Origin of the sequence: Emergencia sp. 1XD21-10 (assembly GCF_009936045.1) — a bacterium.
Taxonomy (GTDB): Bacteria; Bacillota; Clostridia; order Peptostreptococcales; family Anaerovoracaceae; genus Senimuribacter; species Senimuribacter intestinalis.
The window spans coordinates 160,440-183,541 of record NZ_QWEQ01000007.1 but is presented as its reverse complement, the minus strand read 5'-3'; the positions used below and the strand labels follow the sequence as shown (position 1 = coordinate 183,541).

The 23,102-nt window shown below is 39.7% G+C and carries 27 protein-coding genes and 1 pseudogene; 2 read left to right on the top strand and 26 right to left on the bottom strand.

The genetic code is table 11. From position 1 onward, the window contains the following. Nucleotides 1–152: 152 nt before the first annotated feature. On the bottom strand, nt 153–401 hold the full coding sequence (locus tag D1151_RS05910; RefSeq protein WP_004613734.1) for a helix-turn-helix domain-containing protein: 249 nt from the start codon (nt 399–401) through the stop codon (nt 153–155). 3 nt (nt 402–404) lie between these two features. Next, the gene (locus tag D1151_RS05905) at nt 405–824 is read right to left on the bottom strand and encodes an RNA polymerase sigma factor (RefSeq protein ID WP_161908286.1); all 420 of its coding nucleotides are present in this window, start codon (nt 822–824) and stop codon (nt 405–407) included. Nucleotides 825–1,350: 526 nt separating this feature from the next. Here D1151_RS05905 and D1151_RS05900 point away from each other — a divergent pair. After that, nucleotides 1,351–1,710 carry a helix-turn-helix transcriptional regulator gene (locus D1151_RS05900; protein ID WP_161908285.1) on the top strand — a complete coding sequence of 120 codons (360 nt, stop codon included), beginning with the start codon at nt 1,351–1,353 and terminating at the stop codon, nt 1,708–1,710. 107 nt (nt 1,711–1,817) lie between these two features. Here the strand turns inward: D1151_RS05900 and D1151_RS05895 are convergent, their stop codons facing one another. The 19 genes and pseudogenes from D1151_RS05895 to D1151_RS05805 all read right to left on the bottom strand — a co-directional run bounded on the left by D1151_RS05895 (nt 1,818) and on the right by D1151_RS05805 (nt 16,788). Next, complete coding sequence (locus D1151_RS05895) at nt 1,818–2,006, bottom strand: cysteine-rich KTR domain-containing protein (RefSeq protein ID WP_036744813.1); 189 nt, start codon at nt 2,004–2,006, stop codon at nt 1,818–1,820. Nucleotides 2,007–2,020: 14 nt separating this feature from the next. Beyond that, a complete protein-coding gene (locus D1151_RS05890; RefSeq protein WP_021419830.1) occupies nt 2,021–2,458 on the bottom strand; it encodes a GyrI-like domain-containing protein in 438 nt (145 codons plus the stop codon). A gap of 133 nt (nt 2,459–2,591) precedes the next feature. Next, nucleotides 2,592–2,816: a hypothetical protein gene (locus D1151_RS05885; protein WP_161908284.1), complete on the bottom strand. Its 225-nt coding sequence runs from the start codon at nt 2,814–2,816 to the stop codon at nt 2,592–2,594. Between the two features lie 24 nt (nt 2,817–2,840). After that, on the bottom strand, nt 2,841–3,530 hold the full coding sequence (locus D1151_RS05880) for a hypothetical protein (protein ID WP_161908283.1): 690 nt from the start codon (nt 3,528–3,530) through the stop codon (nt 2,841–2,843). A gap of 1 nt (nt 3,531) precedes the next feature. Next, nucleotides 3,532–4,098 (bottom strand): TetR/AcrR family transcriptional regulator, encoded by a 567-nt coding sequence (locus D1151_RS05875; protein ID WP_161908282.1) that lies wholly within the window; start codon nt 4,096–4,098, stop codon nt 3,532–3,534. A gap of 128 nt (nt 4,099–4,226) precedes the next feature. Next, entirely contained in the window at nt 4,227–5,129 is a 903-nt protein-coding gene (locus tag D1151_RS05870; protein ID WP_161908281.1) for a conjugal transfer protein, read from the bottom strand. 19 nt (nt 5,130–5,148) lie between these two features. Then, nucleotides 5,149–6,153 carry a lysozyme family protein gene (locus D1151_RS05865; protein ID WP_161908280.1) on the bottom strand — a complete coding sequence of 335 codons (1,005 nt, stop codon included), beginning with the start codon at nt 6,151–6,153 and terminating at the stop codon, nt 5,149–5,151. Then, nucleotides 6,150–8,240 (bottom strand): CD3337/EF1877 family mobilome membrane protein, encoded by a 2,091-nt coding sequence (locus tag D1151_RS05860; RefSeq protein ID WP_161908279.1) that lies wholly within the window; start codon nt 8,238–8,240, stop codon nt 6,150–6,152. The genes D1151_RS05865 and D1151_RS05860 overlap by 4 nt, the downstream gene beginning before the upstream one ends. Continuing rightward, on the bottom strand, nt 8,240–10,690 hold the full coding sequence (locus tag D1151_RS05855; RefSeq protein WP_161908278.1) for an ATP-binding protein: 2,451 nt from the start codon (nt 10,688–10,690) through the stop codon (nt 8,240–8,242). The genes D1151_RS05860 and D1151_RS05855 overlap by 1 nt, the downstream gene beginning before the upstream one ends. Continuing rightward, the gene (locus D1151_RS05850) at nt 10,677–11,066 is read right to left on the bottom strand and encodes a conjugal transfer protein (RefSeq protein ID WP_161908277.1); all 390 of its coding nucleotides are present in this window, start codon (nt 11,064–11,066) and stop codon (nt 10,677–10,679) included. Before D1151_RS05850 ends, D1151_RS05855 begins: the two co-directional genes overlap by 14 nt. Before the next feature lie 106 nt (nt 11,067–11,172). Then, the gene (locus D1151_RS05845; RefSeq protein WP_161908276.1) at nt 11,173–11,676 is read right to left on the bottom strand and encodes an antirestriction protein ArdA; all 504 of its coding nucleotides are present in this window, start codon (nt 11,674–11,676) and stop codon (nt 11,173–11,175) included. Nucleotides 11,677–11,693: 17 nt separating this feature from the next. Continuing rightward, on the bottom strand, nt 11,694–12,197 hold the full coding sequence (locus D1151_RS05840) for an antirestriction protein ArdA (protein ID WP_161908275.1): 504 nt from the start codon (nt 12,195–12,197) through the stop codon (nt 11,694–11,696). Continuing rightward, nucleotides 12,116–12,408 (bottom strand): annotated as a pseudogene (locus tag D1151_RS16845) (conjugal transfer protein). Before D1151_RS16845 ends, D1151_RS05840 begins: the two are co-directional and overlap by 82 nt. A 101-nt stretch (nt 12,409–12,509) precedes the next feature. Beyond that, a complete protein-coding gene (locus D1151_RS05830) occupies nt 12,510–12,920 on the bottom strand; it encodes an ester cyclase (protein ID WP_161908274.1) in 411 nt (136 codons plus the stop codon). 69 nt (nt 12,921–12,989) lie between these two features. Then, nucleotides 12,990–13,568 (bottom strand): DUF6144 family protein, encoded by a 579-nt coding sequence (locus D1151_RS05825; RefSeq protein WP_161908273.1) that lies wholly within the window; start codon nt 13,566–13,568, stop codon nt 12,990–12,992. 81 nt (nt 13,569–13,649) lie between these two features. Beyond that, a complete protein-coding gene (locus tag D1151_RS05820) occupies nt 13,650–13,871 on the bottom strand; it encodes a hypothetical protein (RefSeq protein WP_006354966.1) in 222 nt (73 codons plus the stop codon). Between the two features lies 1 nt (nt 13,872). Then, nucleotides 13,873–14,007: a DUF3789 domain-containing protein gene (locus D1151_RS05815; protein ID WP_161908272.1), complete on the bottom strand. Its 135-nt coding sequence runs from the start codon at nt 14,005–14,007 to the stop codon at nt 13,873–13,875. A gap of 12 nt (nt 14,008–14,019) precedes the next feature. Next, the gene (gene mobT, locus D1151_RS05810; protein WP_161908271.1) at nt 14,020–15,216 is read right to left on the bottom strand and encodes a MobT family relaxase; all 1,197 of its coding nucleotides are present in this window, start codon (nt 15,214–15,216) and stop codon (nt 14,020–14,022) included. A 183-nt stretch (nt 15,217–15,399) separates the two neighbouring features. Further along, complete coding sequence (locus tag D1151_RS05805) at nt 15,400–16,788, bottom strand: FtsK/SpoIIIE domain-containing protein (protein WP_161908306.1); 1,389 nt, start codon at nt 16,786–16,788, stop codon at nt 15,400–15,402. A 107-nt stretch (nt 16,789–16,895) separates the two neighbouring features. On the opposite strand from D1151_RS05805, the gene D1151_RS05800 reads away from it, so the two are divergent. Beyond that, a complete protein-coding gene (locus D1151_RS05800; protein WP_161908270.1) occupies nt 16,896–17,489 on the top strand; it encodes a superinfection exclusion B family protein in 594 nt (197 codons plus the stop codon). 27 nt (nt 17,490–17,516) lie between these two features. Here D1151_RS05800 and D1151_RS05795 read toward each other — a convergent pair whose 3' ends face one another. The 5 genes from D1151_RS05795 to D1151_RS16835 form a co-directional block, all read right to left on the bottom strand. Then, a complete protein-coding gene (locus D1151_RS05795; RefSeq protein ID WP_161908269.1) occupies nt 17,517–17,894 on the bottom strand; it encodes a YdcP family protein in 378 nt (125 codons plus the stop codon). Between the two features lie 6 nt (nt 17,895–17,900). Continuing rightward, nucleotides 17,901–18,236, bottom strand: a complete 336-nt coding sequence (locus tag D1151_RS05790; RefSeq protein ID WP_161908268.1) for a YdcP family protein — start codon at nt 18,234–18,236, stop codon at nt 17,901–17,903. 238 nt (nt 18,237–18,474) lie between these two features. After that, on the bottom strand, nt 18,475–21,519 hold the full coding sequence (locus D1151_RS05780; protein ID WP_161908266.1) for an SrtB-anchored collagen-binding adhesin: 3,045 nt from the start codon (nt 21,517–21,519) through the stop codon (nt 18,475–18,477). A 697-nt stretch (nt 21,520–22,216) separates the two neighbouring features. Continuing rightward, nucleotides 22,217–22,585 carry an integrase core domain-containing protein gene (locus tag D1151_RS16840; RefSeq protein WP_243151031.1) on the bottom strand — a complete coding sequence of 123 codons (369 nt, stop codon included), beginning with the start codon at nt 22,583–22,585 and terminating at the stop codon, nt 22,217–22,219. Then, nucleotides 22,579–22,884, bottom strand: coding sequence for a helix-turn-helix domain-containing protein (locus D1151_RS16835; protein ID WP_243151167.1), 306 nt, complete (start codon nt 22,882–22,884; stop codon nt 22,579–22,581). The genes D1151_RS16840 and D1151_RS16835 overlap by 7 nt, the downstream gene beginning before the upstream one ends. Nucleotides 22,885–23,102: the final 218 nt, after the last annotated feature.

Genomic DNA, 23,102 nt, shown 5'->3' with positions numbered 1-23,102 from the left:
CAGTCCCCGTGGCTCGCTATCTCACAAACGTATCTGTCTGCTTTATTCAGTTGTCAAAGAGCTGTGGCGAAAGCGTGTTGCTTTCATGTAAAAGCAGGTGGCAGAGCAGGAAAGAGGGGATTGAATAAATCATGCTCTGCGGTTACTGCTTGTTATTCTTCTTCGATTTCTAAGGCAATATCAAACCCTAAAATCATTTTGATAAGTGCTTCTCTGATAAGTCCTTTCAATTCCATATCTACAACAATATAGACATTTCCATATTCATCATAGAGAGGACGCAGACAGCACTTTGATATGTATGGGTCATAAAATGCCAGTATCTTTTCAATCGCTTTTTCGTCCCCGTCCATAGCCTGCGAAAGCAAATAGTAGGACGGTTTCTTAAAAGTCTGCTTCATTTTCTACTTTTCCTCCTTGAGTGATTTTTTCAGAGCTTCTAAAGCATGGTATCTACTTCTAAATGCTCCACTTCTTGTAATGTTTAAGATGTCTGCTATCTTTGTGTCGCTTAATCCCAAGAAATAGTACATTAAAACGTTATCTCGTTTTCTTTCTGGAAGTTTCTTCAATGCTTCTGCCAACTCATCATCATAAACACGAATATCATTACCGCATACATTAAAAATCGTATAGTCTGTTTCGTATTCGTCCCAGACAGCCAGTTTTTCAACAACGATTTCTGGAAGTTCACAGAATGGAATTTCTTTATCTATTCGTCGTTTCAATCCCTGCTGGTAGTCCTTTACAACATGACGGACAACTTTCTTCAAACAACTTTCAAAACGGCATTGAACAGTTTTTTGGAAGTCAGACGGTTTCATCAATCTCACCCCCTTTCCCGTTATGACATGAAAAGCATTTATCCCTCTTTCCGCACCATATAGGGAATGAAAGGTGTGATTTGCTGACTAAATTTACAAAAAAGTTGAAAAAACTTTTTAATAAAGCAAAAACAGCCCATTTGAATGTAACTACACAAACAGACTGTTTTATAAATTCTATTGATATGAAATTTTAATTCTAGCAAAGGGTATGATGATTGTAATACTAGAGTAAAATATTTATCCAGTTGGGAACGACAGAACATTCTTTCGTATGCAATCATGGTATAAGCCCCCTTTAACCAGAGCCATACCTTTTATACTTCCAATGAAAAAGGACAGTTCTGGTCATATCCAAAACCGCCCCGTTATTTTTCAAGACACACAAAAGTATATTATCTAGGAACGGTTTTTTTTATTTACCGCACACGATAACAGCTTTTGAATTATTACTGCATACTATATGCAATTTTAACACATTCTAAATATACATCATGAAGTATAAACTCATGATAGGTGATTTAAAATGAGAAAAACAAAAGAAACACATACTTTTGATTTCAAACCGCTAGGGCTGGCAATCAGAGAAGCCCGTGAGGGAGCAGGACTTTTTCGTAATGATTTAGGCGATAAGGTATTCTATGGGGAACGCCATATCGCAGATATTGAAAATATCGGGTCGCACCCAAGTTTTCAATTATTCCATGATTTAGTTACCATGTTCAATATATCAGTTGATGAATATTTCTATCCAGCAGAGAAAGTTGAAAAAAGTACAGTTCATCGTCAGATAGAAACTTCACTTGATTTATTGAGTGATAACGAATTAAAAATTATTCAAGGTACGATTGATGGTATCTTAAACAGCAGAGAGAGCAAGAAGTAATCAGCTTTTTGTTTTATTTTTTCATAGCTTAGACACTCTTATTTGCTGATCTGCTCCGCAGGTAACAAATAAGAGCCGACAATCTATAAGTTACAATAACCTACAAATTATCGGCTCTGCGTCTTAGCGTCTGGCTCTTTGATAATAGTTACTCTTCCATGTTCTATATTGATTAAAGTTTCCGTCTTACACTTTGGACAGAACAAAGGGAAATTTACCAGTTCCGTATCTTTTCGCACTTTAGTTCTTGTCTTATTATTGCAAATGGGGCATAATACCCATGACTGCATTTCCATTGAAACACCACCTTTTATTTTAAAGGAATACAAAATTCACATAAATGTGATGAAATTTTTGAGAAAGCATATCGTTCAATAATAGGCTTTGAAACATCTATTGATAAATCAGCAGTTAATGTCTGAATATTCTTCCAAAAATCTGATACACTTTCCTCAGTATGTTCAACCTCAAATATAGCGTAGCAACCATTAGCAATATTACGGACAGGTAAATCATATTTACTCTCTTTATTAGAAATAATAATACCTACATCATATCGTTGTCTTTCTTCTGAAATGTACATAGGATTATCCAAAGCTATACCAAGTATAATGGTTTCTTTTTTTAGTAAACCTTTCGCTTTTAAATACGCTTTAAAGGTTTCCATTAAGTGTTTATTCTCCAAACCATACTTACCAACTCTACGCATATATGCTATCTTAATATCTTCAAATTCTTCAATTTTCAAATTATTACCTCCTTCTTAAAATGAATATCAAGCTTGATAAGGTAATCGTAAGGGCAATTAAAATGAATTTCAAGAACTTTTTTAAATTAGCAAAAACTTTTTTAAATTGCAAAACAAATGAATATTAAAGAAATTAAACTTTTGTTTTCTTCGTAATCTTATAAATATATTCTTCTGGTGTAGGGCGTTTGTTTCCAAAATACCTTTTAAAATTCGCCTGCACCTCTGGGTCGGTGCTGTTCATGGCTTCGTCAATGGTAGCTTCTATATTTTCCTGCATTTCCGATAGCGGAACACCGCTTAATTTCGCACCTTGTTTTAGGATTTTTTTAATATCTCGCTTTTTTAATTTTATCACGTTTTCGCTCTCCTTCATGTTAATTTAAAAGGCGTTCCAAAGAAACAAAAAGGCAAAGATACAACCCCACACATTTTTTGTTTTATTAGCACAGTTTACCATGCCATAAATAAATATAAAGTTAACAACTATCTCAATTATTCCCCAAAATGATGTGCTGAAAGGGTGAATTAAGACACAGATTAAAGCACATAAAATAGCCCCTAAGTTAAGCTTACTAGGATACCTTTCATTGATTATCCTACTAATGATATAGTAATTAAATCCTTCAAAAAATCCCCAAAAAATTCCAACAATCAACATTCCAACCACTTTATTAAAAATACCGCTAACAAGTATGTCCTTAGTAACCAGAACAGAAAGTGGCATATATCCATTCAACTGTCCAGATACAAGTAGATAAATTAAATAAGGGACAAAAAATGCAACAGTTCCAATAATCGTTTTTAAAGTATCTTTTTTCTTAAATCCCATTCTTGAGAATGTGTCCTTACGAACAATACATACAATCGAACTTCCCAGACCAGCGATAGAAAATTGAACTAAGCCAGTAGCTAAGGCACGTAGCAAAATAGGGATTTCATCATTATCAATAAAGTGTACGAGATTATCGCTTAAAGCCATATATAGAATAAAGCCCGCTAATGTTGTCAAGGCAACAATCCAAATATCTATTTCTAATCTTTTTTGCTCCACTGTTAAATCTTTTTTCATGTCATTCTCCTTTCAACACAATTAAATTTCCTTTATATGAATTTATCAAGATATGTCGTATTTCATCTTCATTAAACGGATATTGATTAGTTGCAATCGTGCAAGCTATTCCATGTGTCAGCAACCATATATTAGAAAACAATTCTTTGCTTGCACATTCATCTAAACCCGTAGCACTAGCTATTCCATAAATAATCTCTGGACTATTAGCCATATCTGCGACAGAGTGAAAACTGTCTATTTCAATGTTGTCAGATAGGAAAATAAATCTAAACAGATTTTTTTCTTCCTTTGCAAAATAGATGTAATTCAATCCCATTTGTAAAAATGGCGAAGCATTTTCAAATGTGCGTGAAAACAAATATTTCTCATAATATTTTTCAGCTTCTAAATAGACATCTTTTTTCAATTCTTCCATGTTTCTATAAATCCTAAATAGAGGGTTGGTTGAACAATTCAATCTTTTTGCGATATTTCTCGCATTTAACTGTTCTACACCCTCATCTTTTATAAGTTCTACTGAAGCCTTTAATACATCTTTTTTTGATACTATTGTTTTAGGTGGCATAATCAATCCCTCTCATTCAAAACGTTTGTTACATAACGTATGTTCTTTATTGAGATTATATTATATTTCTAACGTGATTGTCAATAAGAAAGCGTGCAAATCCATAGAGAAATGCACGCTTTCAATCGTTATCCTATGATTTTCCAGTTACTATCTTTATACAATACAAGCTCATACTGCGATACTTGCGTTGCCTTTGTCTGATTATCAAGGAATTTTACGGCAACCTTGACTTTTACATTGTCCCCGTCCTTAGTAAAGATAGGATTTACCAATTCAGAATAAAGATAGTCCTTGCCGATAGGTTCAAGCAAATTTCCAGCTACATAGTAGGCAAGCTCTTTTTCTGTGGCTGTCGGGTACAACTTAAAGAATGTTTCCAGAAAAGCGGTAGCGTCATTTACGGTATCAGCGTCCACGCTTGCGTCTGCTTCTGGTGTCTTAGGCTCATAGTCTGATTTTTCGATTGCTGGTGCAAGGGTAGGGTTCTGAACGATTACCATATCCCCGTCAGCGTCTACATGGACTTTTACGATGTAGGTTGCCTTGACATTGCTTGTCTGTTCTCCCTCTTTTATCTGCTGATCTACTTCGTAGGTAGCAGAAAAAGTGTCTGTTTCTGACTGCTCGATATGCCATACAATCACATCTGTAACCGTGGAGCTGGTCGGTATATCGGTTCTAATGGTATCAACATTCAAGTCCTGCAATTCCTTTGTTAGATAACCCCTGATTGCCTGCGTCCTTGCTTCAATCGCTTCTTTACTGTTATTCCATGTGTAATAAGACTTCGCAAAGTTCTTTACGAAATTTTCAATCCCGTTAGTATTAGTAAGTCTTAACTGTATGGTTTCTGTTTCATGTACGGTGTGCATATCAATAGCGGTAAAATTCTTATATACCCCAAAACTCACGCTTGCGATAAGCACCACCCACAATGCAATCACAGATTTTTTATGTGTACCGACTTTCACAGTACGCACTTTCTTTTCTTTGACATTCTCTGTCTGTTTCTTATTCTTCTTAAACATATTTTCTAAGTCCTTTCTTTTATTTTACTCGTCCTGCACCGATTAAGTGCTGTTGCCAGTAATTACTACTTAGGTCTGCATATCCTATTGGATTGCCAGCATGATACATCTTGTTATTTCCCACATAGATACCGACGTGTGTTACATATGAACCAGCGTTATAAGTCGAGTGAAAAAATACCAAGTCACCAGATTTTGCCTGCGATAAGGGGATATGCTGTGTTGCGTCATACTGCAAGTCGGCGGTTCTCGGTAAGGAAATACCAGCCTTCCCAAAGCACCATTGCACAAGTCCGCTACAATCAAAGGAAGTGTTGGGATTGCTACCGCCATATACATACTTCCAGCCTTGATATTTCAACGCTTCATTCATTACCTTTTGTGCCAGTTCTCCCGATACCTGCGGAACAGTTAAATACTGATTGACTAATTCCACATAGAACATATTTCCATAGCCATACCGCCAGCCACCATTTTTCGCAACGGCTATCGGGTTGGTGTAGGTTACTTTTTTACCGCCCGATTTTTCACGAGCGAAGCTCTCTGCAAGGTTAAAGTTATGTTTCTTTCCTTTTCCTGCCACATATCCCACATAACCACTGCCATAGTTATAGGACTGTATCGCTACATTCAAATCGTCGATACCTTGATTTTTGCAGGAAGAAAGCAGGGACGCAAAATATTTACACCCCTGCTTGATTGAGCTTTCCGTATCTAAGGAATTAGGCGGTAAACCAAGACTTTCCGAACTCTGCATGACATCTTTTGCTGTACCGCCACTTTCTACTTGAATGATAGCCAGTAGCACATTGACATACTCGGAAATACCGTATTCTTTGGCGTATTTTTCCACCATAGGCTGATGTTTCAAGACTTCTGCGGATAAATTCATACCCGTAATGCCAGAAGAAAAGTTGCTGTTTTCGTCGTCGCTGTCCGCACTAATCAAGACACCAAAGAAAAGCACCAGAGAAAAGAGGATAGGAAACAGACTGCCAATGAGAGCGATATGTTTCAATTTCATTTTTTCTTCTGTCCTTTCTTCGTTATGAGGTTACGATTTTTCTCTGTGTTCTGCTGAACCTTTGCCCTGCGGTCTTTCGTGTAATTCTGGCGTGTTTCCTGCGATACGGTCTTTTCTACATTCCTATGGTTTATCTGTGGAGTTTTCCCGTCAGCACCACCCGAAGATAACGGACGCTCTTTCACAGCATTTGTCTTGACTGGCTCATTTGTTTTTGCGGTGGTCGCTGTGGCTGGTCGCTCATGGGGACGGGTAGCTCCCGTTGTCGCTGATCCGTCCGTCTTTCTATGCCTTGCTTCTTGTGCCTTTTGAAGCTCCATACGTTTGTCAGCGATATTTTTCTTATGCTGTTCCTGCTTTTCTAAATGTCTCGATTGTCGTTCTTTCTGTTCCTGCACGATACCACGCCTGAAATCAGATACGCTGGACTTTGCCTTTTCTTTTGCGGAATGGACAGCATAAGCGGTCTGTGTCGGCATATCCTTGATATTCTCTTTGACGGCGTTTGCCTTGTCTTTGATTTTATTTTTCGTATCAAGCATTGCACCGACCTTTGAACCTGCACGCTGTCCCATGCTGGAAGTGGTATTGCCCCGACTATCCTTTGCGGTATTTCTTCTTGCGGACTTTCTGCTAGAAATTGCACCACCAGCCACTGCACCAGCGACACCGCCAGCAGTAACAGCACCAGCAAGCCGTTTTTCCATACGCCTAGCTCTATGTCGCATTAACAGATATGGTCTGCGGAAAATACGTCGCCCTATGCTTTGACTGTCGCCAGCGTTTAAGCTGAACATACTCATTAAGTCGCCTAACTTCATGTAGATACCAGCGAAACACACTATCTGCAAGAACGCTATCATAAAGAATGGATAGTCTGTGGAAATGTTGTAAAACATACTGGAAATACTAAACGCCACCGTTACAATGAGCGTAATTCCTGCCCGTGTCATAATGGTATTAAATACCCTCACAATTGCCTGCTTTGCCATGCTTTCATAGCTCGGTATCATGGAGAGTAAGAAGCTGATAGGTAAAAACATTGCAAAGATAATAAAAAGTATCTGGCTAAATATCATCATTCCCGTAAGCAAAAATACAAATATCGTGATACCTAAGTTAAAGAACAAGAGGAAGAACACCATACCTAAACGATTTACTACCTGCGGTATCGTCAGATTGTTGTTGTCGTTGTCCTCGATTTCTGTTTTCACGACTTCCTCTCTTGTTTCGCCGTCCTCGTCCTCTGGACTTGCCGATACGAGAGCTTCGACACGTTCTGACCCGATTTCTTCGATATTGGAATTTCCAAACTGTAAGAGTAGCCACGGCTGTTCCACTTGAATAGAAAATAAGCTGTCCCGTATCCAATCTACGCTGTCCTTACCCTCGCTGTCAGAGTTCGGGAGCATGATTTTTGTTCCCAAGTCCAGCGAAGCGGTGCTGATGTCTGATGAAAAATCATTGACTTTCTTTATGTAGTCGGGAGCATAGGCAATAAACGAAGCGGACAGAATGAACACCACAACAAAGTTGATAACAGCATGAAGTGCCTTGCTGGTTTCTCTTTTTATCAATCCCGTATAGGCAACATACATTCCCACCACTAAGATAATCAGCAGTAAAAATCCCACATAAAAGCCCGTAGAAGAAAAGCCATTCTCGGTTACGCCTGCTAAGGTCTGTATGCTTTTCCCGATACTGTCTGCCATATCGTTAATAAAATCCAGCTTATAGGCTTCCTGCACCACATAGCCCGTTGCATTGCTTAAATATAAACTGATAGTCCAGACAAAATTAGTGATACAGTAAAGCCCGTATTGTACCGATTTCCCGATACCGTCCAGCCAGTTCCACGGCAACCACGACCAGCTATTATCCACATAAAAATCAAGCTGGTAGTTGGAAAGGGGATATTTGGAATAAAGATTTTCTGCGTTTATGGTATCGTCCACAAGCCCCGTCGCATGAGCCACCGTCCCCAAAAGTGAAAGCAGGATAAGGGAAAGTGCCACCACGAACAGAGCCATTTTGAGAAAGTGGAAAATTTTCTTTTTTGTGAACGCACTCTGTATCCTTTCTTTCATCACTCCACCTCATTTCTCTGTACGGGTGGTCTGGTATCAAAGGCGTGTAACAATTCTTCAAAGACTGGGTGTATCTGCACCACGCCAACACGTCCGTATAAGTCCTGCAATAAACATTGTCCGTTCTCCAAATCACGCAAGCGTTTCTGGTTGTTCTCGTCGTCCTTGTCGATACCGAAAAATTCTAATGTCTGTTTTATCTCGTTAATGTCAGTAGAACGGAAAGCGAATTTTAAGCCGATATTGTTTTTCAGACTTTCCTTTGACACGTCGCCAGAAGATTGTGTAACAAAATAAACGCCTGCCTGCATAGCACGTCCAGCACGTACCAGCTTATTTGATAAGGTTTCGCCTTGTGCCACATTTAAGAACGCCCACGCTTCGTCCAAATCAACAATCTTAAAAATACTTCTGTCGGAATGGATAAAATCTAATGCAAAGGTACTAATCACAATCAGCATAGACACCGACAACAATTCAATGGTCGTGTATTCCTCAAAGGTCGTGTCCTTATCGGGCAGTACAAGGTCAGCTACTTGAATGATGTTAAGCTGGTTATCCAGACTGATAGCATTTTCCACCGTTCCGTCTGAAAACAGCAGATGTGCAAAGTCGTAGTCTGTGAAACTGTCGATATGGTCTGCGATATTTCTTGATATTGGCGTATCTTCACGGCGTAGCTCCTCTATCACATGAAGCAAGCCCCGTTTGTCGCTTTGGGTAACGGCTCGCACCGCTTTTCGTAATACGGGAAATTTTTCGCCGTCCCTAGAGGAAATACCAGTTAAAAAGGTTAGTATGTCGATTGCCAGACTTTCAGCGTCTTTGACATTTTTCATAATCACGAACGGGTCAAGAAGTCCTGCATTATCTTTATCGCTGGTTAGGTTTACGATATTGATTTCATGGGCGATTTCTGAAAGTGTTTCTTTCCAGTTTCCACGTTCTGATTTTGGGTCTAAGATAACTGCTTGTCCCCCAAATAGAACAGAGTAGTACACTAGAAGATTGTTACAGAATGACTTCCCACCGCCAAGCGAACCAACAAAAGCAGAAGCAAGGGCATTTGTAACTGTACCTTTTACGCCTTGACTGGCAAGGGACGGTTGCAGATATACATTTCTTCCCGTATCAACGGAATAGCCCATATAGATACCCGTAGTTTCGCCTAATTGCTGTGTCGCACCAAAGCCAAGCCCTGCTAGAAAATCTGATTTTACATACTGCACATAATCATTGATATATCGTTTACTTGCTGGTAAAAATTCAGAATGAAGCCCCAGCATATCCCCAGCAGGACGTACCAGCTTGACATTGAGGTCGTCGTAAAAGTCCTTGACTTCATCACAACGACGTTTTAATTCGTCCAGACTGTCAGCCGATACACGCACCACATAAGAGAGCTTATACATACTTTCTTTTGTCTGGTCTAAGTCTGTTTCCAGCTCGTCCACGCTGTCTAATGCGTCTACCACGTTTGAACTGGTTTCACTTCCAGCTTGATAGGCGTGGTTATCCAAATCTTTCAATTCCTTTTTCTTGTTGCGGACGGTCGTTAGTGCTTTTCGGTTTTCCACGATTTCTACATTCATACTCGTATCAACGGGGAATGTGAATTGCTGTTGCTGGAAATAGAAGATTTCGCTGGACGGAAAATCAAGCTCTCCGACAATCGCATTGACGGTAAAATAGGACACATAGCTTTCCTTGTCCTCATGTTCCAAGCGTAAATATCGCTGGCTTTCCTCAATCACACACCTTGTCAGACGGATAAGGTCGTAGTATTTTACCAGCGTTTCTTTCTTCAATTTCTTCTTTGGTAGCTGGTACTCATAATCTTCATAGGCAATACCGTCCCTGCCGTAAAGATGTTCCATGAGATACCCAAAATCATTGATTTCCAAGCGACGCACCTTAAAGCGACGGGATATTTTATTTTCCAGTAATTTTTCCATTTTCATGTAACGGTTGATTTCATCATTCGGCATGGAAACAAAATCATTCATCAGCGTGTGGTTCACTTCATGGAGAAATTCTGTGAACGTCAGCCACGCCGATTTTTTGATGTTCTTCAGATTGAATGGTTCTTCCGTAACCATGAGCTTAAAGCCAAGAAAAAAGCGGTAGTCCACTTGATTGTCCCCAATCATAGATACTAACGCTTCGGTCTGTTCGTCTATTTTTTCTAATGCCACTTCACGAAGTTTTCCCGTAACCAGTTTCTTTGACTGTTCCTGCATACTTCGGATTGAGCTTTCCGTCGCTATCTGCAAGGCATGAATTTTACCCTCACGGGACTGTGCAATGAGCTGGCGAAAGCTGTCATGCACGATAAATTTCTGCTCTGCGGATAAGAAAGAATAGTTGTAGGGTATCAGCTCATAGTAAGCGAACACCTCATTGTCCTTGTTCCAGACAAGGTTGTTATCAATATATTTAATCGGGAACATACTTCACACTCCTAACTGCCGTAATATTTTCATGTAGTATCTGCTTATCCAGTTTTACGGCTTTTCCTGCATAAGTGATTTTTGGTCGCAACACATAAGTAATCTGTGATTTTAGAAAGCTGTATGGCTTCTTTCCGTCAAAGGTTTTCTGCGACATAAACCAAGTGAGAGCAACGGGAATACCGAAGTATTTTAAAAATGCCCCCTCAATCATGGAAAGTGGCGGTAAGTCCCCAAACAGAATGATGAGAAATTCTGTAATCACAAACCATGTAATCTGTGTAAAGGTAACGGGAAAGGGTAAGTTAAAGTCATTGATTGCATATAAGACTTTTTCCACGTTCCAGATACCCGTATAACTTCTGATTTTCTTCAATTCGTTTCAGCTCCTTTCTTCCAATGGAAAAGGACAGCCGTTTTCAGACTGTCCCTTAATAAATACGCTGTCAGTAGCAACAATGCTTGTTGCTGATCTTTCAGCTTTAATATGGTATCTCACACATACCTCGGCTTGTTGCAATAAAGCAACCGCCCATATCCAAATCTCGCCCGTAGGCTTCATAGTCAATGTAGTTCTGTAAGCTAGGGGGAATATCGCCCAACGCCTGCAATTCGTCTATGTAGTAATAGGCAACGTCCGTCATGGTATCACAGTCTGGATAAAAATAAATATCGTCCTTATGTTCCACGACTTCTTCCAGCGTCCCGTAGTGGCTGATAAATTCGTCCAGACAATCTACGATATAGTCAGGAAGTTCCTCTATCATTTCATACATCTCATTGAGTTCTTCAATAGAAACATACTCGCCAATCGCAATGGGGAAGTTATCGGTATCATGGATTGCGTATTCCTCATATTGTTCATTCAAACCGATTTTTTCTTTTACATCTTCCTCGTCAATAGGAAATGTGAACCATGCACCGACTAAATAGCCCTCATTGTACTTGCCAAGATTAGCGATATAAACTGCCATATCATCAATCATAAGCACCACCTCATTTCCTATTCTGGCAGTTCAAAGATACCATGTTCCGTTACAAGATAACGTCCGTGTTCCTGCAAGTGCGAAGCGTAGGCTTCAAAGTCAAAGTAATATTCTTGACAGTCCTCGGATAAATGTTTGAATGTCGGGTCATTCATCAGCTTTTGCCTTGCAACATCAATCATGCTTTTGCAGTCTGGATAAATGGTAATCACGTTCCTGCAAATATAAAGTGCTTCTAAATTTTCATACACCGTATGAAGCATTGTATATTCTTCCTGCATATCGCTTGAAAGCTGGCGATACATAAAATCTAATTCGTTGAGCTGGTACACGCTGGTATGCTCATGAACTTCATCAGAAAAGGGCAGTACCTTTTCGATAATGCGGTAATCCCCACTTTCTGCACCGATACCTAACTTTTCTTCAAACTCGGCAACATCTATCGGCAGGTCGAACCAGTACGATATTGTTTTTTCGCCAGTTGTTCTTCTCGTTTCCACCAGCACCCTTGTTTCCTGCATAGGTTATCACGTCCTTTCTTTTTAAAACTTCCGCTATGACGGTGTACGGGACACCAAAGACATAATGTGAAAAATCTTCTAGTTGTTTCATAGGATAGTCGGCAAGGTTTAAGTGCTTCAATTCAAACCAGACAGCACTTCGCTTAAAGGGTAAATCTGATATATATTGACAGCCAATCCTTGCCTGCATATCCTTAAAAATATAGTTCAATGTATCACTCCAATCTAATTTTAGTATGAAAAAAGCAGTCGATCTTTTCAGAATGACTGCTTTGTATGTGGGTATGAAGTTGTAATTTGTACTTATGATATTTATATAGGCTTAATCAAATGTTCTTCAAACAATGTTTCAAAAGTATTGACAGCACCACCATGTTCAACAATTTTACCGTCTACTACTTTATCAATATCAACACCAGTAAATAGTAATGTTTTGTGTGTGGGTTTTATTCCTATCCATTCGCCCTCATGTGTTCCCTGCATAATAAATTCAGAAATAACATAATCCCCGTCTGAATACTGCTTTATAATCTTCATAGTATAATCTGGATATGTTTTTTTAACATCTATCAGATGTTCTTTCATTCCATTTAAACCTAAAGGGAATATTTTATCGCCTACTTTTATCATACAATTTTCTGACACATAATTTGGCAACTCATTTAGCAAGTTCTGCGAAACAATTACCTCATAATAATATTTTACAATGTCTTTATTATTCATCTTGTACCACCTGACCCTTTTTCTATTTCTTCCTACGCAAAATATATAAGAGTGAACCTATAAATAAGTCTACTTAAATGTAATTCTCAACAAACAACAGTCAAACCCTTGCCGTATGCTGTGTATAACTTCCACGTCAATAGGCATTTCAAAAACAATTTCAAACAACTTTTTGTTATAGCCTGCCGTACAATGACACCATGTTAATGAGCTGGTTTCCTTAGCTTTTTCTAGCATAGGACATTCACATGAAAACATCTTTGTGTATAACTGATTATCTTTTATATACCAACCAGCCCCATTTTCATTTAGAGCATTAACAAAACTATGTAAATCTCTGTCAAATGACAGATAAAGGTCTTTTAAGAAATGTGCAGTATCTTCCAATCTGCCATTTTCATTACAATAACATTTCTTACGAATAGCTTTGACGGTGTTTTCATCAAATCTACTTTCAAGCAAAGCAGACATTCTATCAACCCATTCAGCACGAACATCTGGTGTTGAGTTTAGAGGTAATGATAATTCCGAGATTATTTTGTCAGCTTCCACTTTCGATATAGTGGTTTCTAAACTATGTTTAAGTCGCATTATTTCATCTTGTTCTAATGTTGCAGATACTTGTTCTGGCATAGAAAACTTTTCCATATTCCCACCTCACAAATTTTTAAATGCTCTTTGTCATACTCAAATTATATCATTATCTCAAAAGCACTACAATGAAAATTCTTACGCACCGATAATCTTATTGAACAGTTCTAACAGTACGTCTTTCACACCGCCAGCATTGAATACCAATCCGACAGCAACAAGAGCAACTACTAAGAAGCCAATGAGCTTTGAAAACTCACGCTTGAACCCTAAGTAGATACCGATAACCACAATCGCCATAAGCACTAAGCTCTGTGCGTTGCTTAAAAACCATGTATATAAATTTTGTCCGAAATTCATGTTATTTGTCCTCTCTTTCTTTGATTTCTTCCATGTATCTGTCAGCTTCTTTGCCGACACTCATAATGCACATCAGAACCACGCCGATACCCGTTCCAAGTGATACCAGCAGTAAGTTCTTAAATAATTCCCACATTTTTCATCACTCCTAACTTTTCACTAAATCTTTTGCAGGGGTCGTCTGCTGTTTGATTATCATTTCATGTTTTTCTGTGAGCTTTGCCTGCTTTTCAATCGTTTCCATGTAGTCTGTACCGTTTCCCTTATCAATCTTTTTCAGCATTTTCAAGGTCGGTGCTACCTGCCTTTGTACCCACCGCAATGTACGGTCTAAGGTATAAGGTTCTGGCTTTGTCGTCAGCTTCAAGCTCTGTCTGTTATCGCCGATGAACCAAGCCCAGCGGTCATTGAGTTTCCAGTCATTTTTTCGCTTGTCTGGTTCTTCATCAACAAACCGCACATACTGGTTGATGATAGAAAAGGCGGTCTGCTCTGCGTCATAATAGGTCAGCAAATCTCGTACTGCATAATAGGCACGTTCATTGCGAAGCCGTATTTCAAAACGATTGATAATGTCGGCTTCTTCCAGCGGTGTCCCTAACTTGACGTACTGCTCATAGTCTTTTTCATAGATACAGAAATACACATCTGATTTCAACGAACCAAGATAAAGGGTACGCCCCATATATTCTCTGTCGTCCTCTCTGTGCTTGATAAGCTCGCCCGACTGGTAAAACTTATAACTTCTGGACTTTCCGATATATTCCCGTTTCCTGCATTTTTCCGCAAGCTCTGGAATATCCAAAATGCCCGTATGGTCGTTGATAGCAAGGTCGATACGCTTCATCACGCCACCATCTATAAGTGCGTCCATGAGAAAGTCATACCAGCTTCTTTGCTGTGCCAGCAGGTAACTTTCAAACTGCCTGCAACCACGCCCCTTTAACTCTAAAAGGACACCTTTTTCTTCGTCAGCCGACGTATAAATAAAGATGTCCCCTAAAGAGTAATGCTCCGTATAACTGTAATGTCCGTAATCTTCATGAAGCATATAATTGATATTCAGTTTTAATATATCTTTGATGATGTGCTGTATATCCAGCGTAGGAAAACGAATTTTCACATAATCAAACAGCATGGTAAGCGGTGCTTCTGGATTGAACCTTGCCAGTTCCTTATGCAGAGTATGAAGAAGTTCCTTTGACGGCTTCATTTTTCCGCTTTCTATCTTGTTGAGATATTCCCTTGTGATACCAGAAGCCACCGCCAGCCTGCCTTGTGAGATACCGTAAGCAATCCGTTTCTCCCGTAATTCTTTTATCCATTGTTCTTCATTCAGAACCATACCCCCAATCTGTCAAGTGTGAAGTTTTTTAAGGCGACTTCACAACTGATTTTTACATGGAAAACACTTGATAAAGCCCATGTTTCCTATGTTTTTCGTCTATTGTCTATTTGCAAACGTACCCCTCTGTTAGATACCGAGGGGTTTTACCTGCTGGCGTGGCTAACGCCACACCAGCAACGGCTAGTCCGTGCCGTCGCCTTTCGCTTCGCACGTCGCCGTCCCGTCCTGCCTTGTTTGTGCAAGAGAACCGATTGTCTGCAAAAAATCATGTCCTTTTGGCACTAAAGGCGTGTAAAATTCACTTATGACGCTTGTTCCCACATCACAGTAACCACGCCCTTTGATATGTTTCTGGAAAAACTGTTTCTTCACATCAGAACCAAACAGCATACCGTAACCAAGTTCACTGATACGCCCAAGTCCTACACGAAAGTTGAAGTTATCCCTTATCCCGTCCGAGAAATACTTTGCGTCTGGTCTTTGACAAGCAACGATAAGGAAATATCCTGCCTGCCGTCCCAGCATGACGATTTTCTTTAACTGGCTAAGTAGGCTTACGCTTTCTTTTGTCCCCAGCATTTCAAAAAACGCCACATATTCATCAAAGATAAGAAAGCAGGGTGGCAGTCCCAGATAGGCGTAGTTTTCGCCCGTCTTATAGTTCGGGTGCTGTTTCATTTCCTCACTTCGCTGTACCATGCCGTCATAAAAAGCATTGACGCAATCTATCATTTCTTCTTTGGTGTGATAGACGTTCGGCATGACCGTTCCCAAGTCCGCAAGGTCAGCATTCTTTGGGTCTAAAATGTAAAGAACAACGTTTGTATGCAGTAGGGCTTCAATGAGCGTCAGCAGAAAGTATGTTTTACCGCCACCAGTTCCACCAGCAATCAGAGCGTGGGGTAGTGCGTCATACTCCCAGACTAGATTTTTCATCAATCTAAGACAGCCGTTTTCTGCCCGTACTTCATCAATGGTAATACGGTTCGCTATCATATCATAAAGCAGGGTATATTCGATATAGCCGTCATGTAAGGTCTTGTCGGTCAGTTCGCAATACAAGCCACTTTCCAGCTTATCCTCTAGCCGTAAAAGCTGGTCTTGATATTTCCCCAGCGTGATTTCACAGCGGATATGGAGCAGTCCCTTTTCCATTTGATAATAAATCTTGGGAAACCAGACGATTTTTTCCCTTGATCTGCTTTGCAGGTCAGTAAAAAAACCGCTGTTTTGTACGGTATCAGCTTCATACCATTTATTTTCCAGTATCATTCTTGCCAGCTTTTGACGGTGCAGGAACTTCTTAAAACTGTCGTAACAGAAGTGGTAATACAGAAAAGCGACCAATGCACAAACACCAGTCGCTATCAAAATCGTTATGCAGTTGTAAGTGGAAAGCGTCAAGCCATTGTCTAATAGGCTGAAATGCTCCCAATCGGTACGCATGAGCTGTTTGATATTCAGTAGCAGAAGAACCGCCACGAATACAAACAGAAGCGTTCCTATGGAAAAGTGGTAGACAAGGTGTTTATCACTGGCTCTGATATGGTGTCCTTTAATTCTAAATATTGAAATAACATTTACCCCCTTTGCTTTCACTTTCAAAAAATATTTAATAGCCTTAAGTATCGTAATTTGGTATAATCAAACCATATCTTTTCGATAGGAGTGAAAAAATGAAATTTGATTTTAACCTTGCTGATTTCTTTAAGTTGCCAACCAAAATAATGTTTGCCCTTGCTCTTGCCTCTGGTATGGTTCTATTTCTTCCAGACAATATAGTTGCCAAGATGTATATGGTTGATTTCAGAAATAAATACGGCTTTGCCATAGGATTACTATTTTTAACGTCCTTTTCAATACTTGCTGTTACACTCATCATAGGTATTTATAAATATTTCAGCCATAAACGCTCTATGAAAAAATTTAAAGCAACTGCTAAAGAAAGATTGCAAAAATTAGATAACTACCAAAAAGCTATTGTATATGGCTTATACATGGAAGATAATCATACTTCTGAATTACCATTCCATGACGGAGCTGTAAAATGGCTTAAACAAAGCATGATAATTATTGAAACTACAAATCAATACCTTGTTTCAGATTTAAACAATGCTGTATTTCCTTATATGTTGCAACCGTGGGCTGTTGAGGAATTACAAAATGACAGTGAATTACTTGCTAATTTCCATACAGCATATATCCAAATAGACACCAAATATAAAGCTCAAAGTCGATATAACGACCCTTATTCTAGTTTTCCATATTAAGCAATCAAAGGATAGTGTGAATATTCATTATCCTTTTTTTATTGATTGCTGTTTCTGTGGACTGCCTGCGTTCTGGTTGCCTTTATTCTTCAACGCAATATCCTCTGCCTTTACATACCAGTCCACCTCTGCACCCGTATAGGTTTTTCGTGATACCGTATCGGCTACTGGATTGACAAGCTCCACAACTGCATTATACGGAAATTCCCTTAACGGTACTTCTGGCGGTACAGACACGGGGATAATTCCACCATGCAGACTGCACTTCAAATCATAGATACGCTTTTTAAGCTGGGTACTCGGTGTCCCGTCCTCATTCTGCAAGTACACATCACGCACCGCTGTAAATTTTAATTCTCCAAATGTTTTCTCTTTGTCAATAACAAATCCGTTTGATAATCTCATAAATTCTTAACTCCTTTGCTTTTCTTCAACTGTTACAATATCATCAGCAAGCAACACATAATCGGTATGTCCCATATCCCCGATTGCGTAACCTCTGCCGTATAACTTCGGATTGACAAGTTTTACTTTCTGTTCATACTTGAAATGCTTTTCGCCAGCCTGCACGGGAATTTCTACCACAACATTTTCGCCTTTCTGTACGTCAGAATAAAGGTTATAGCTTCGTCTGGCTAAAACCCTGCGGTTATTTTTATCCCTTTCAAAGATAGGCTCGCTTTCTCCTGCAAATTCAAGAGTTCCAAAAGACTGTGCCATATCTGGCACGACATATTTCATTTCCATATTGTTTTACCTCGTTTCTTTCTATTTTTGATAAGTTTTTTGATTGTGATTTCTTATTCTGGCGGTTTGGAAAGTACCAGCAATCCCCCAGATAGTAAAGGGTAAAATAAATGCTTACGCACCCTTGACTATCCGTGTTCTTGCAGGTTGTTGGCAGACAAGCCAGAATAAGCGGAAGTCTGCCGTTTGACAGCTTCGGCGGAGAGCGTGATTTTCCTTTTCTCATACCGTTACCGCCTTATGATTTCTTCATTTTACGGCGTTTGTAGAAGAAGATACCTGCCAGTCCAGAACCAGAAGTCAAAAGAAGTGCAAGCAGTCCGTAAAGGTTGGTGTTATCTCCCGTTTTGGGACTGTCCGTAGGTCTGCTAGGCTTTTCTGGCGTTTGCGGTGTTTCGGGTTTCTCTGGTTCTTCTGGTTTTTCCTTAAAAGTAATCGTCTGTCCCTCGTCTGTGGTGTCCTTATGCTCGGTAACTTTCTTCGGCTCGTCTGGATTGCTTAAATCGTACAATTCTTCAAAAGTTACAAGCTGTTTGCCGTCAAGAGTAGAAGCGTCAAAGGTAAAGGCAACTTCCACTTTCATAGCTTCGCTGTCAGCGACAAAAGTATAGTCATTTTCTACACGCTTTCCATTGATAAGAAGTTCTGCATTTTCTTCTTTCAACATTTGCCAACCTTTAAGCTGATATTTTGTGCCAATTTCTAAGCCCTCTAAGGTTACGGTATCAATGATTGTTACCTCTTTTCCTGCTTTAAGCTCTTTGTTGCCGTCCTTATCGGTAGCAGTTGTATGTATCTTGATGATACGCTCTGTGATAAGTACCGTCTGCCCGTCGTCCTCAATGTCTTTGTGTTCCGCAACTTTTACGGGTTCGTCTGGATTGCTTAAATCATACAATTCTTCAAAGGTAACAAGGTTCTTGCCACCTAAAGCAGACGCATTGAATGTATAGGCAATTTCCACTTTCATAGCTTCATCATCAGCGACAAAAGTATAGTCATTTTCTACACGCTTTCCGTCAATGACAAGTTCAGCGTTTTCTTCCTTTAACATCTGCCAGCCTTTCAACTGATACTTTGTGCCTTTTGTAAGTCCGTCTAATTTGACAGTATCTACAATCGTGATTTCTTTTCCCGCAAGGATTGTCTTTTCGCCGTCCTTGCTGGTCGCTGTGGTATGGATTGAGATTTCTCTTTCGTATTCATCAGTCAGCGTTCCCAAATCAATCACACGGTTATTTCTTGATACCACGATTTCAAAAGGTGGGATAAGTTCAAAGCCTTTGTTGCTTTCACATTTTAATTCTTCAATGATGTAAGTATCATAAGGTAATGCACCCTTGCTGTCGTCTGGTTCAGAAGTCCCAAACCACACACCGTCCTCGCTGGTCTTTCCTGCGTTGGTATTGTGCTTATGACTAGCCCAGTCAGCAGAAGTGGAGAACTGCCCGTTATCATCAGTTACCACAACATGACTTTCGCCCGTCGTCTTGCTTGTGATCCTAAAAGGAACATCAGCAAGACGCTTGTGTGTGCCTGCACCGATTTTTACGCCCTCAATATCGCCACGCTTAATCTGATTGTAGATAGAGTTTGCTTTGTCGGTTAAATCTACGATTTTTCCATTCTCTGTGATTGCAAAGTCAATCGGCTTCATACCGTCTGTCAAATATCCGTCGGGAGCTTCACTTTCAACGATACGGAATTTTCCATAAGGTAAAAGGTCAGCGGAAGTAGAAGCAATACCCTCAATATCCGTATAGATTGTTTTTACCACTTCGTTTTTCTTATAGAGCTTGCCCTCAATCAATACAGAATTATCATTTAAAGAAATGATGTCAAAAGCAGTATCTTTCAATGTTGCACTTCCTTGTGGTTTGGTATCGCCAGTTTCTAAATCTCGTTTCTGAATTTTGACACCGCCACGAATGACTTTATCTGATACGGAAAACTGGTTACTTCCAGATAATACGGCAAGGTCGCCGTCCTCGGTAATCTGTGTTACATATAAGCCCTTAATCTGTTCGGACTTGTCGCCAGCCTGCATATATGCACCGTCTAGCAAGTAGCCGTTTGGAGCTTTTGTTTCCTCAACGGTTAGCGTTCCAAGTGGAAGAACCGCTTTTCCGTCCTGCATATAGAAGCTGTCGCCAGCTACCTTATAAGCGTCCGCTAATTTTGTGATGTAGTGGGTTGTCCCGTCGCTGTCTGTTTCAGCGATTGTCTTTGTAACCCATGTACGAGTAGCTTCGGCAGGAAGATTGTCTTTATTATAGAAGCCTGCATAATACTTCCATGTAAATTCCGCACCTGCTAAAGAAGCGTTCCCCTGCGGATTGTTTTTCTGTGTTTCCATATCAATCTTGAAAAGCTCAATCAATGTGTCCGTTACCTTTGGTGTATCAGATACATTCAAGGTCGCTGTCTTTCCAGCTTCAACCTTTAAGGAATATACAGTTTTATCCACTTTATATCCTGCTGGTGCAGATAATTCCTTGATATAGACTGTGCCAGCCGTTACCTCTACAACGTCCGTATTTCCGTTTTCATCAGTCGTAAGGGTGGCAAGCTGTTTCGTGCAATCCTTATCAGCAAAGACACCATATGTTGCACCAGCGATAGAGTAATTTCCGTTACCATCTGTAATGCTGGTATTACTGGAAATCTTTTGCAGTTTCGCATTTCCGACATTGAGTTTAGCCCAGAATTGTCCCAATTCCTGCCCCTCGCCAGAGTAGATATAACCGCCACATTCATAGCGTCCTTTATTTTCTTTGACAAAGGCTTTTGCACCAGCGAAAACTTCGTCCTGCGTTGCCTTTGGAATTTCATCATAAGAAGCTCGCACGTTATCACATTGCCAGCCTAGATGTACGCTCAATCTCTGCCAGACTACAAGCTGTCTTAAAAGGTAAGCGTGATTGTTGCTTATTCCGCTATGGTTGTCTGTGTACTGTTTCACATATTCGATAGATAAGGCAACATCGCTTATTTGGTCGGTACTCATACGGGTGCTTGCGTCAGCTCTGGTTTTATAACCGTTTTTGAATGCTGTATTGATGTCAATACAATAAGCGTCCTTGCCCTCAACGGTCAAATGTCCCTCATTAAAGGTTTCAGTAATAGAGCCATCATTATTAACACGTTCTACGATACCGACACGTTCGACAGACTCTGTCCAATACTGTGTTTCCGACGCATGAACGGGTGTACTCGGTAAAGCAGTAACGACAGTCGCAAGAGCAAGTACGCCAGTACATAATCGTTTTAATATTTCTTTCATAAGTCTAAATGTTCCTTTCATTTTGGGTAATAAAATAGCCGTCCAATAAGAACGGCTGGAAATAGAAAAGGAACGTCATTTTAGGCGTTCCATAGTCTATGAGTTATTCAATTTTTTCTTGTTTCAATACTGATGTGCTGTACCATATCTTTGCATATCTAGGAAAACTTGCGTATCAAGGCTCATTCAATGGTAGTAAATAAGTAGTAAATTGATGTGTTTGTTTCCTTGAAAATGCTGATAGATACTGTGTTTTAGCGGATAATCAGATTTTTAATGCGTTTTTAAAGTAAAAATTCTAAATCTGCCCTTTCTATCCCTAAAATAAGAGCAAAGGGGCGGATTCGTGGTTGAATTACTGTTGCAAATAAAAATTCGCCCTAAAAAAAGGGCGAACTAAATAAACATAATAGTATCAGTATCTACAATTAAAAAGAAAACTAAGATTGCCACAAAAGCGGTGCCGAGTCCGATAGGAATTGAAAATCCTTTGCGGCGTTCACGGAGCATTTTTTCCTGCACCTCTTCTTCCGTTAAAGGCGGCTTCTTTTTTCGTTTTCATACCATTTTCTTGTCGCTTTCTACGGACCGTTTCTTCATTATGCCATATCCTTCGGCGTTTTCATTACCTTCATAAGGCGTACCTCCTATTTTTAAAATGAATTAAAATTTAGCGGAGCTAGTGACTGAAGGCTTGTCAAACATATGTTACACCGTCATGCAAAAAATTAAATAAAGTATCTTTAGGAGAAAGCCACTTTAATGGACGCATAGGAAAGTTGTTGTACTTTCGGTTATGAACCTTTAGCTGAGCAGCAAAATCTGCAAGGGAGTAGAACGAGTGAGTTGCATAGAAGTATTCGTTATCTTTTCTATGTAATCGTTCTATCTTTCCATTATGTCTTGGTGTAAAAGGTTTAATCAACTTGTGCGCAATACCCAATTCTTTGAGCTTTTTCTCAAACCGGCTAAGGTCATTTGCTCTTTTGCTAACAAATCGCTTAGTGAACTCTGGACCATTGTCCGTCTGCACACATTCCACAACAAAAGGAAAAGCTTTCAGCATGTGTTGTAAAAATACCGTTGAGAGAGTTTTACCCAAAGTACGACAAGTCCGGCATGAGGGTTTCTACGGCGCATGTCTTTGATGAGCTTGAGTTCCTCAGGGGTATGCTGGTTAGGATGATGATGAGGTCTTCTAGAATGTTCTCTAAGTGACTGGATAGAGCCGTCAAAACGGCGACGCCAACGATAGATGTACTGGCGATTGACTTTGTATTTAATAGCAGCCTTGGTAACACCATATTTTTCGGCATAATTTAAAAGGGATAGACGAAATCTCATATCTTGTGTTATACTTGTCATGCGGAACCTCCTGTGTAATGGTTTGGTGTGGTAACTTAACTTTAACACAAAAATGAGATCTCGCAATTTTTTTTATTCAGTTGTAACCCATCTATTGTAAACCTAAAAGGAAAAACACCAGTGTATAAGAATATTGCTTGACTTTTTGTTTGAAAATCTATAAAATAGTCATAAATACATTAGGTATAAAGCGTTTGTCTGAGGGACGGCGGGTGGAA

Excerpts from the sequence above, each read along its gene's own strand:
- D1151_RS05815 (WP_161908272.1), bottom strand. The coding sequence starts at position 14,007 with ATGTGGGAATTATTTAAGAACTTACTGCTGGTATCACTTGGAACGGGT.
- D1151_RS05820 (WP_006354966.1), bottom strand. The coding sequence starts at position 13,871 with ATGAATTTCGGACAAAATTTATATACATGGTTTTTAAGCAACGCACAG.
- D1151_RS05880 (WP_161908283.1), bottom strand. The coding sequence starts at position 3,530 with ATGAAAAAAGATTTAACAGTGGAGCAAAAAAGATTAGAAATAGATATT.
- D1151_RS05870 (WP_161908281.1), bottom strand. The coding sequence starts at position 5,129 with ATGTTTAAGAAGAATAAGAAACAGACAGAGAATGTCAAAGAAAAGAAA.
- D1151_RS05865 (WP_161908280.1), bottom strand. The coding sequence starts at position 6,153 with ATGAAATTGAAACATATCGCTCTCATTGGCAGTCTGTTTCCTATCCTC.
- D1151_RS05830 (WP_161908274.1), bottom strand. The coding sequence starts at position 12,920 with ATGAATAATAAAGACATTGTAAAATATTATTATGAGGTAATTGTTTCG.
- D1151_RS05840 (WP_161908275.1), bottom strand. The coding sequence starts at position 12,197 with ATGCAGGAAACAAGGGTGCTGGTGGAAACGAGAAGAACAACTGGCGAA.
- D1151_RS05860 (WP_161908279.1), bottom strand. The coding sequence starts at position 8,240 with ATGAAAGAAAGGATACAGAGTGCGTTCACAAAAAAGAAAATTTTCCAC.
- D1151_RS05855 (WP_161908278.1), bottom strand. The coding sequence starts at position 10,690 with ATGTTCCCGATTAAATATATTGATAACAACCTTGTCTGGAACAAGGAC.
- D1151_RS05800 (WP_161908270.1), top strand. The coding sequence starts at position 16,896 with ATGAAATTTGATTTTAACCTTGCTGATTTCTTTAAGTTGCCAACCAAA.
- D1151_RS05795 (WP_161908269.1), bottom strand. The coding sequence starts at position 17,894 with ATGAGATTATCAAACGGATTTGTTATTGACAAAGAGAAAACATTTGGA.
- D1151_RS16840 (WP_243151031.1), bottom strand. The coding sequence starts at position 22,585 with ATGCTGAAAGCTTTTCCTTTTGTTGTGGAATGTGTGCAGACGGACAAT.
- D1151_RS05900 (WP_161908285.1), top strand. The coding sequence starts at position 1,351 with ATGAGAAAAACAAAAGAAACACATACTTTTGATTTCAAACCGCTAGGG.
- D1151_RS05845 (WP_161908276.1), bottom strand. The coding sequence starts at position 11,676 with ATGATTGATGATATGGCAGTTTATATCGCTAATCTTGGCAAGTACAAT.
- D1151_RS05875 (WP_161908282.1), bottom strand. The coding sequence starts at position 4,098 with ATGCCACCTAAAACAATAGTATCAAAAAAAGATGTATTAAAGGCTTCA.
- D1151_RS16835 (WP_243151167.1), bottom strand. The coding sequence starts at position 22,884 with ATGACAAGTATAACACAAGATATGAGATTTCGTCTATCCCTTTTAAAT.
- mobT (WP_161908271.1), bottom strand. The coding sequence starts at position 15,216 with ATGGTTCTGAATGAAGAACAATGGATAAAAGAATTACGGGAGAAACGG.
- D1151_RS05895 (WP_036744813.1), bottom strand. The coding sequence starts at position 2,006 with ATGGAAATGCAGTCATGGGTATTATGCCCCATTTGCAATAATAAGACA.
- D1151_RS05780 (WP_161908266.1), bottom strand. The coding sequence starts at position 21,519 with ATGAAAGAAATATTAAAACGATTATGTACTGGCGTACTTGCTCTTGCG.
- D1151_RS05790 (WP_161908268.1), bottom strand. The coding sequence starts at position 18,236 with ATGGAAATGAAATATGTCGTGCCAGATATGGCACAGTCTTTTGGAACT.
- D1151_RS05905 (WP_161908286.1), bottom strand. The coding sequence starts at position 824 with ATGAAACCGTCTGACTTCCAAAAAACTGTTCAATGCCGTTTTGAAAGT.
- D1151_RS05910 (WP_004613734.1), bottom strand. The coding sequence starts at position 401 with ATGAAGCAGACTTTTAAGAAACCGTCCTACTATTTGCTTTCGCAGGCT.
- D1151_RS05825 (WP_161908273.1), bottom strand. The coding sequence starts at position 13,568 with ATGGAAAAGTTTTCTATGCCAGAACAAGTATCTGCAACATTAGAACAA.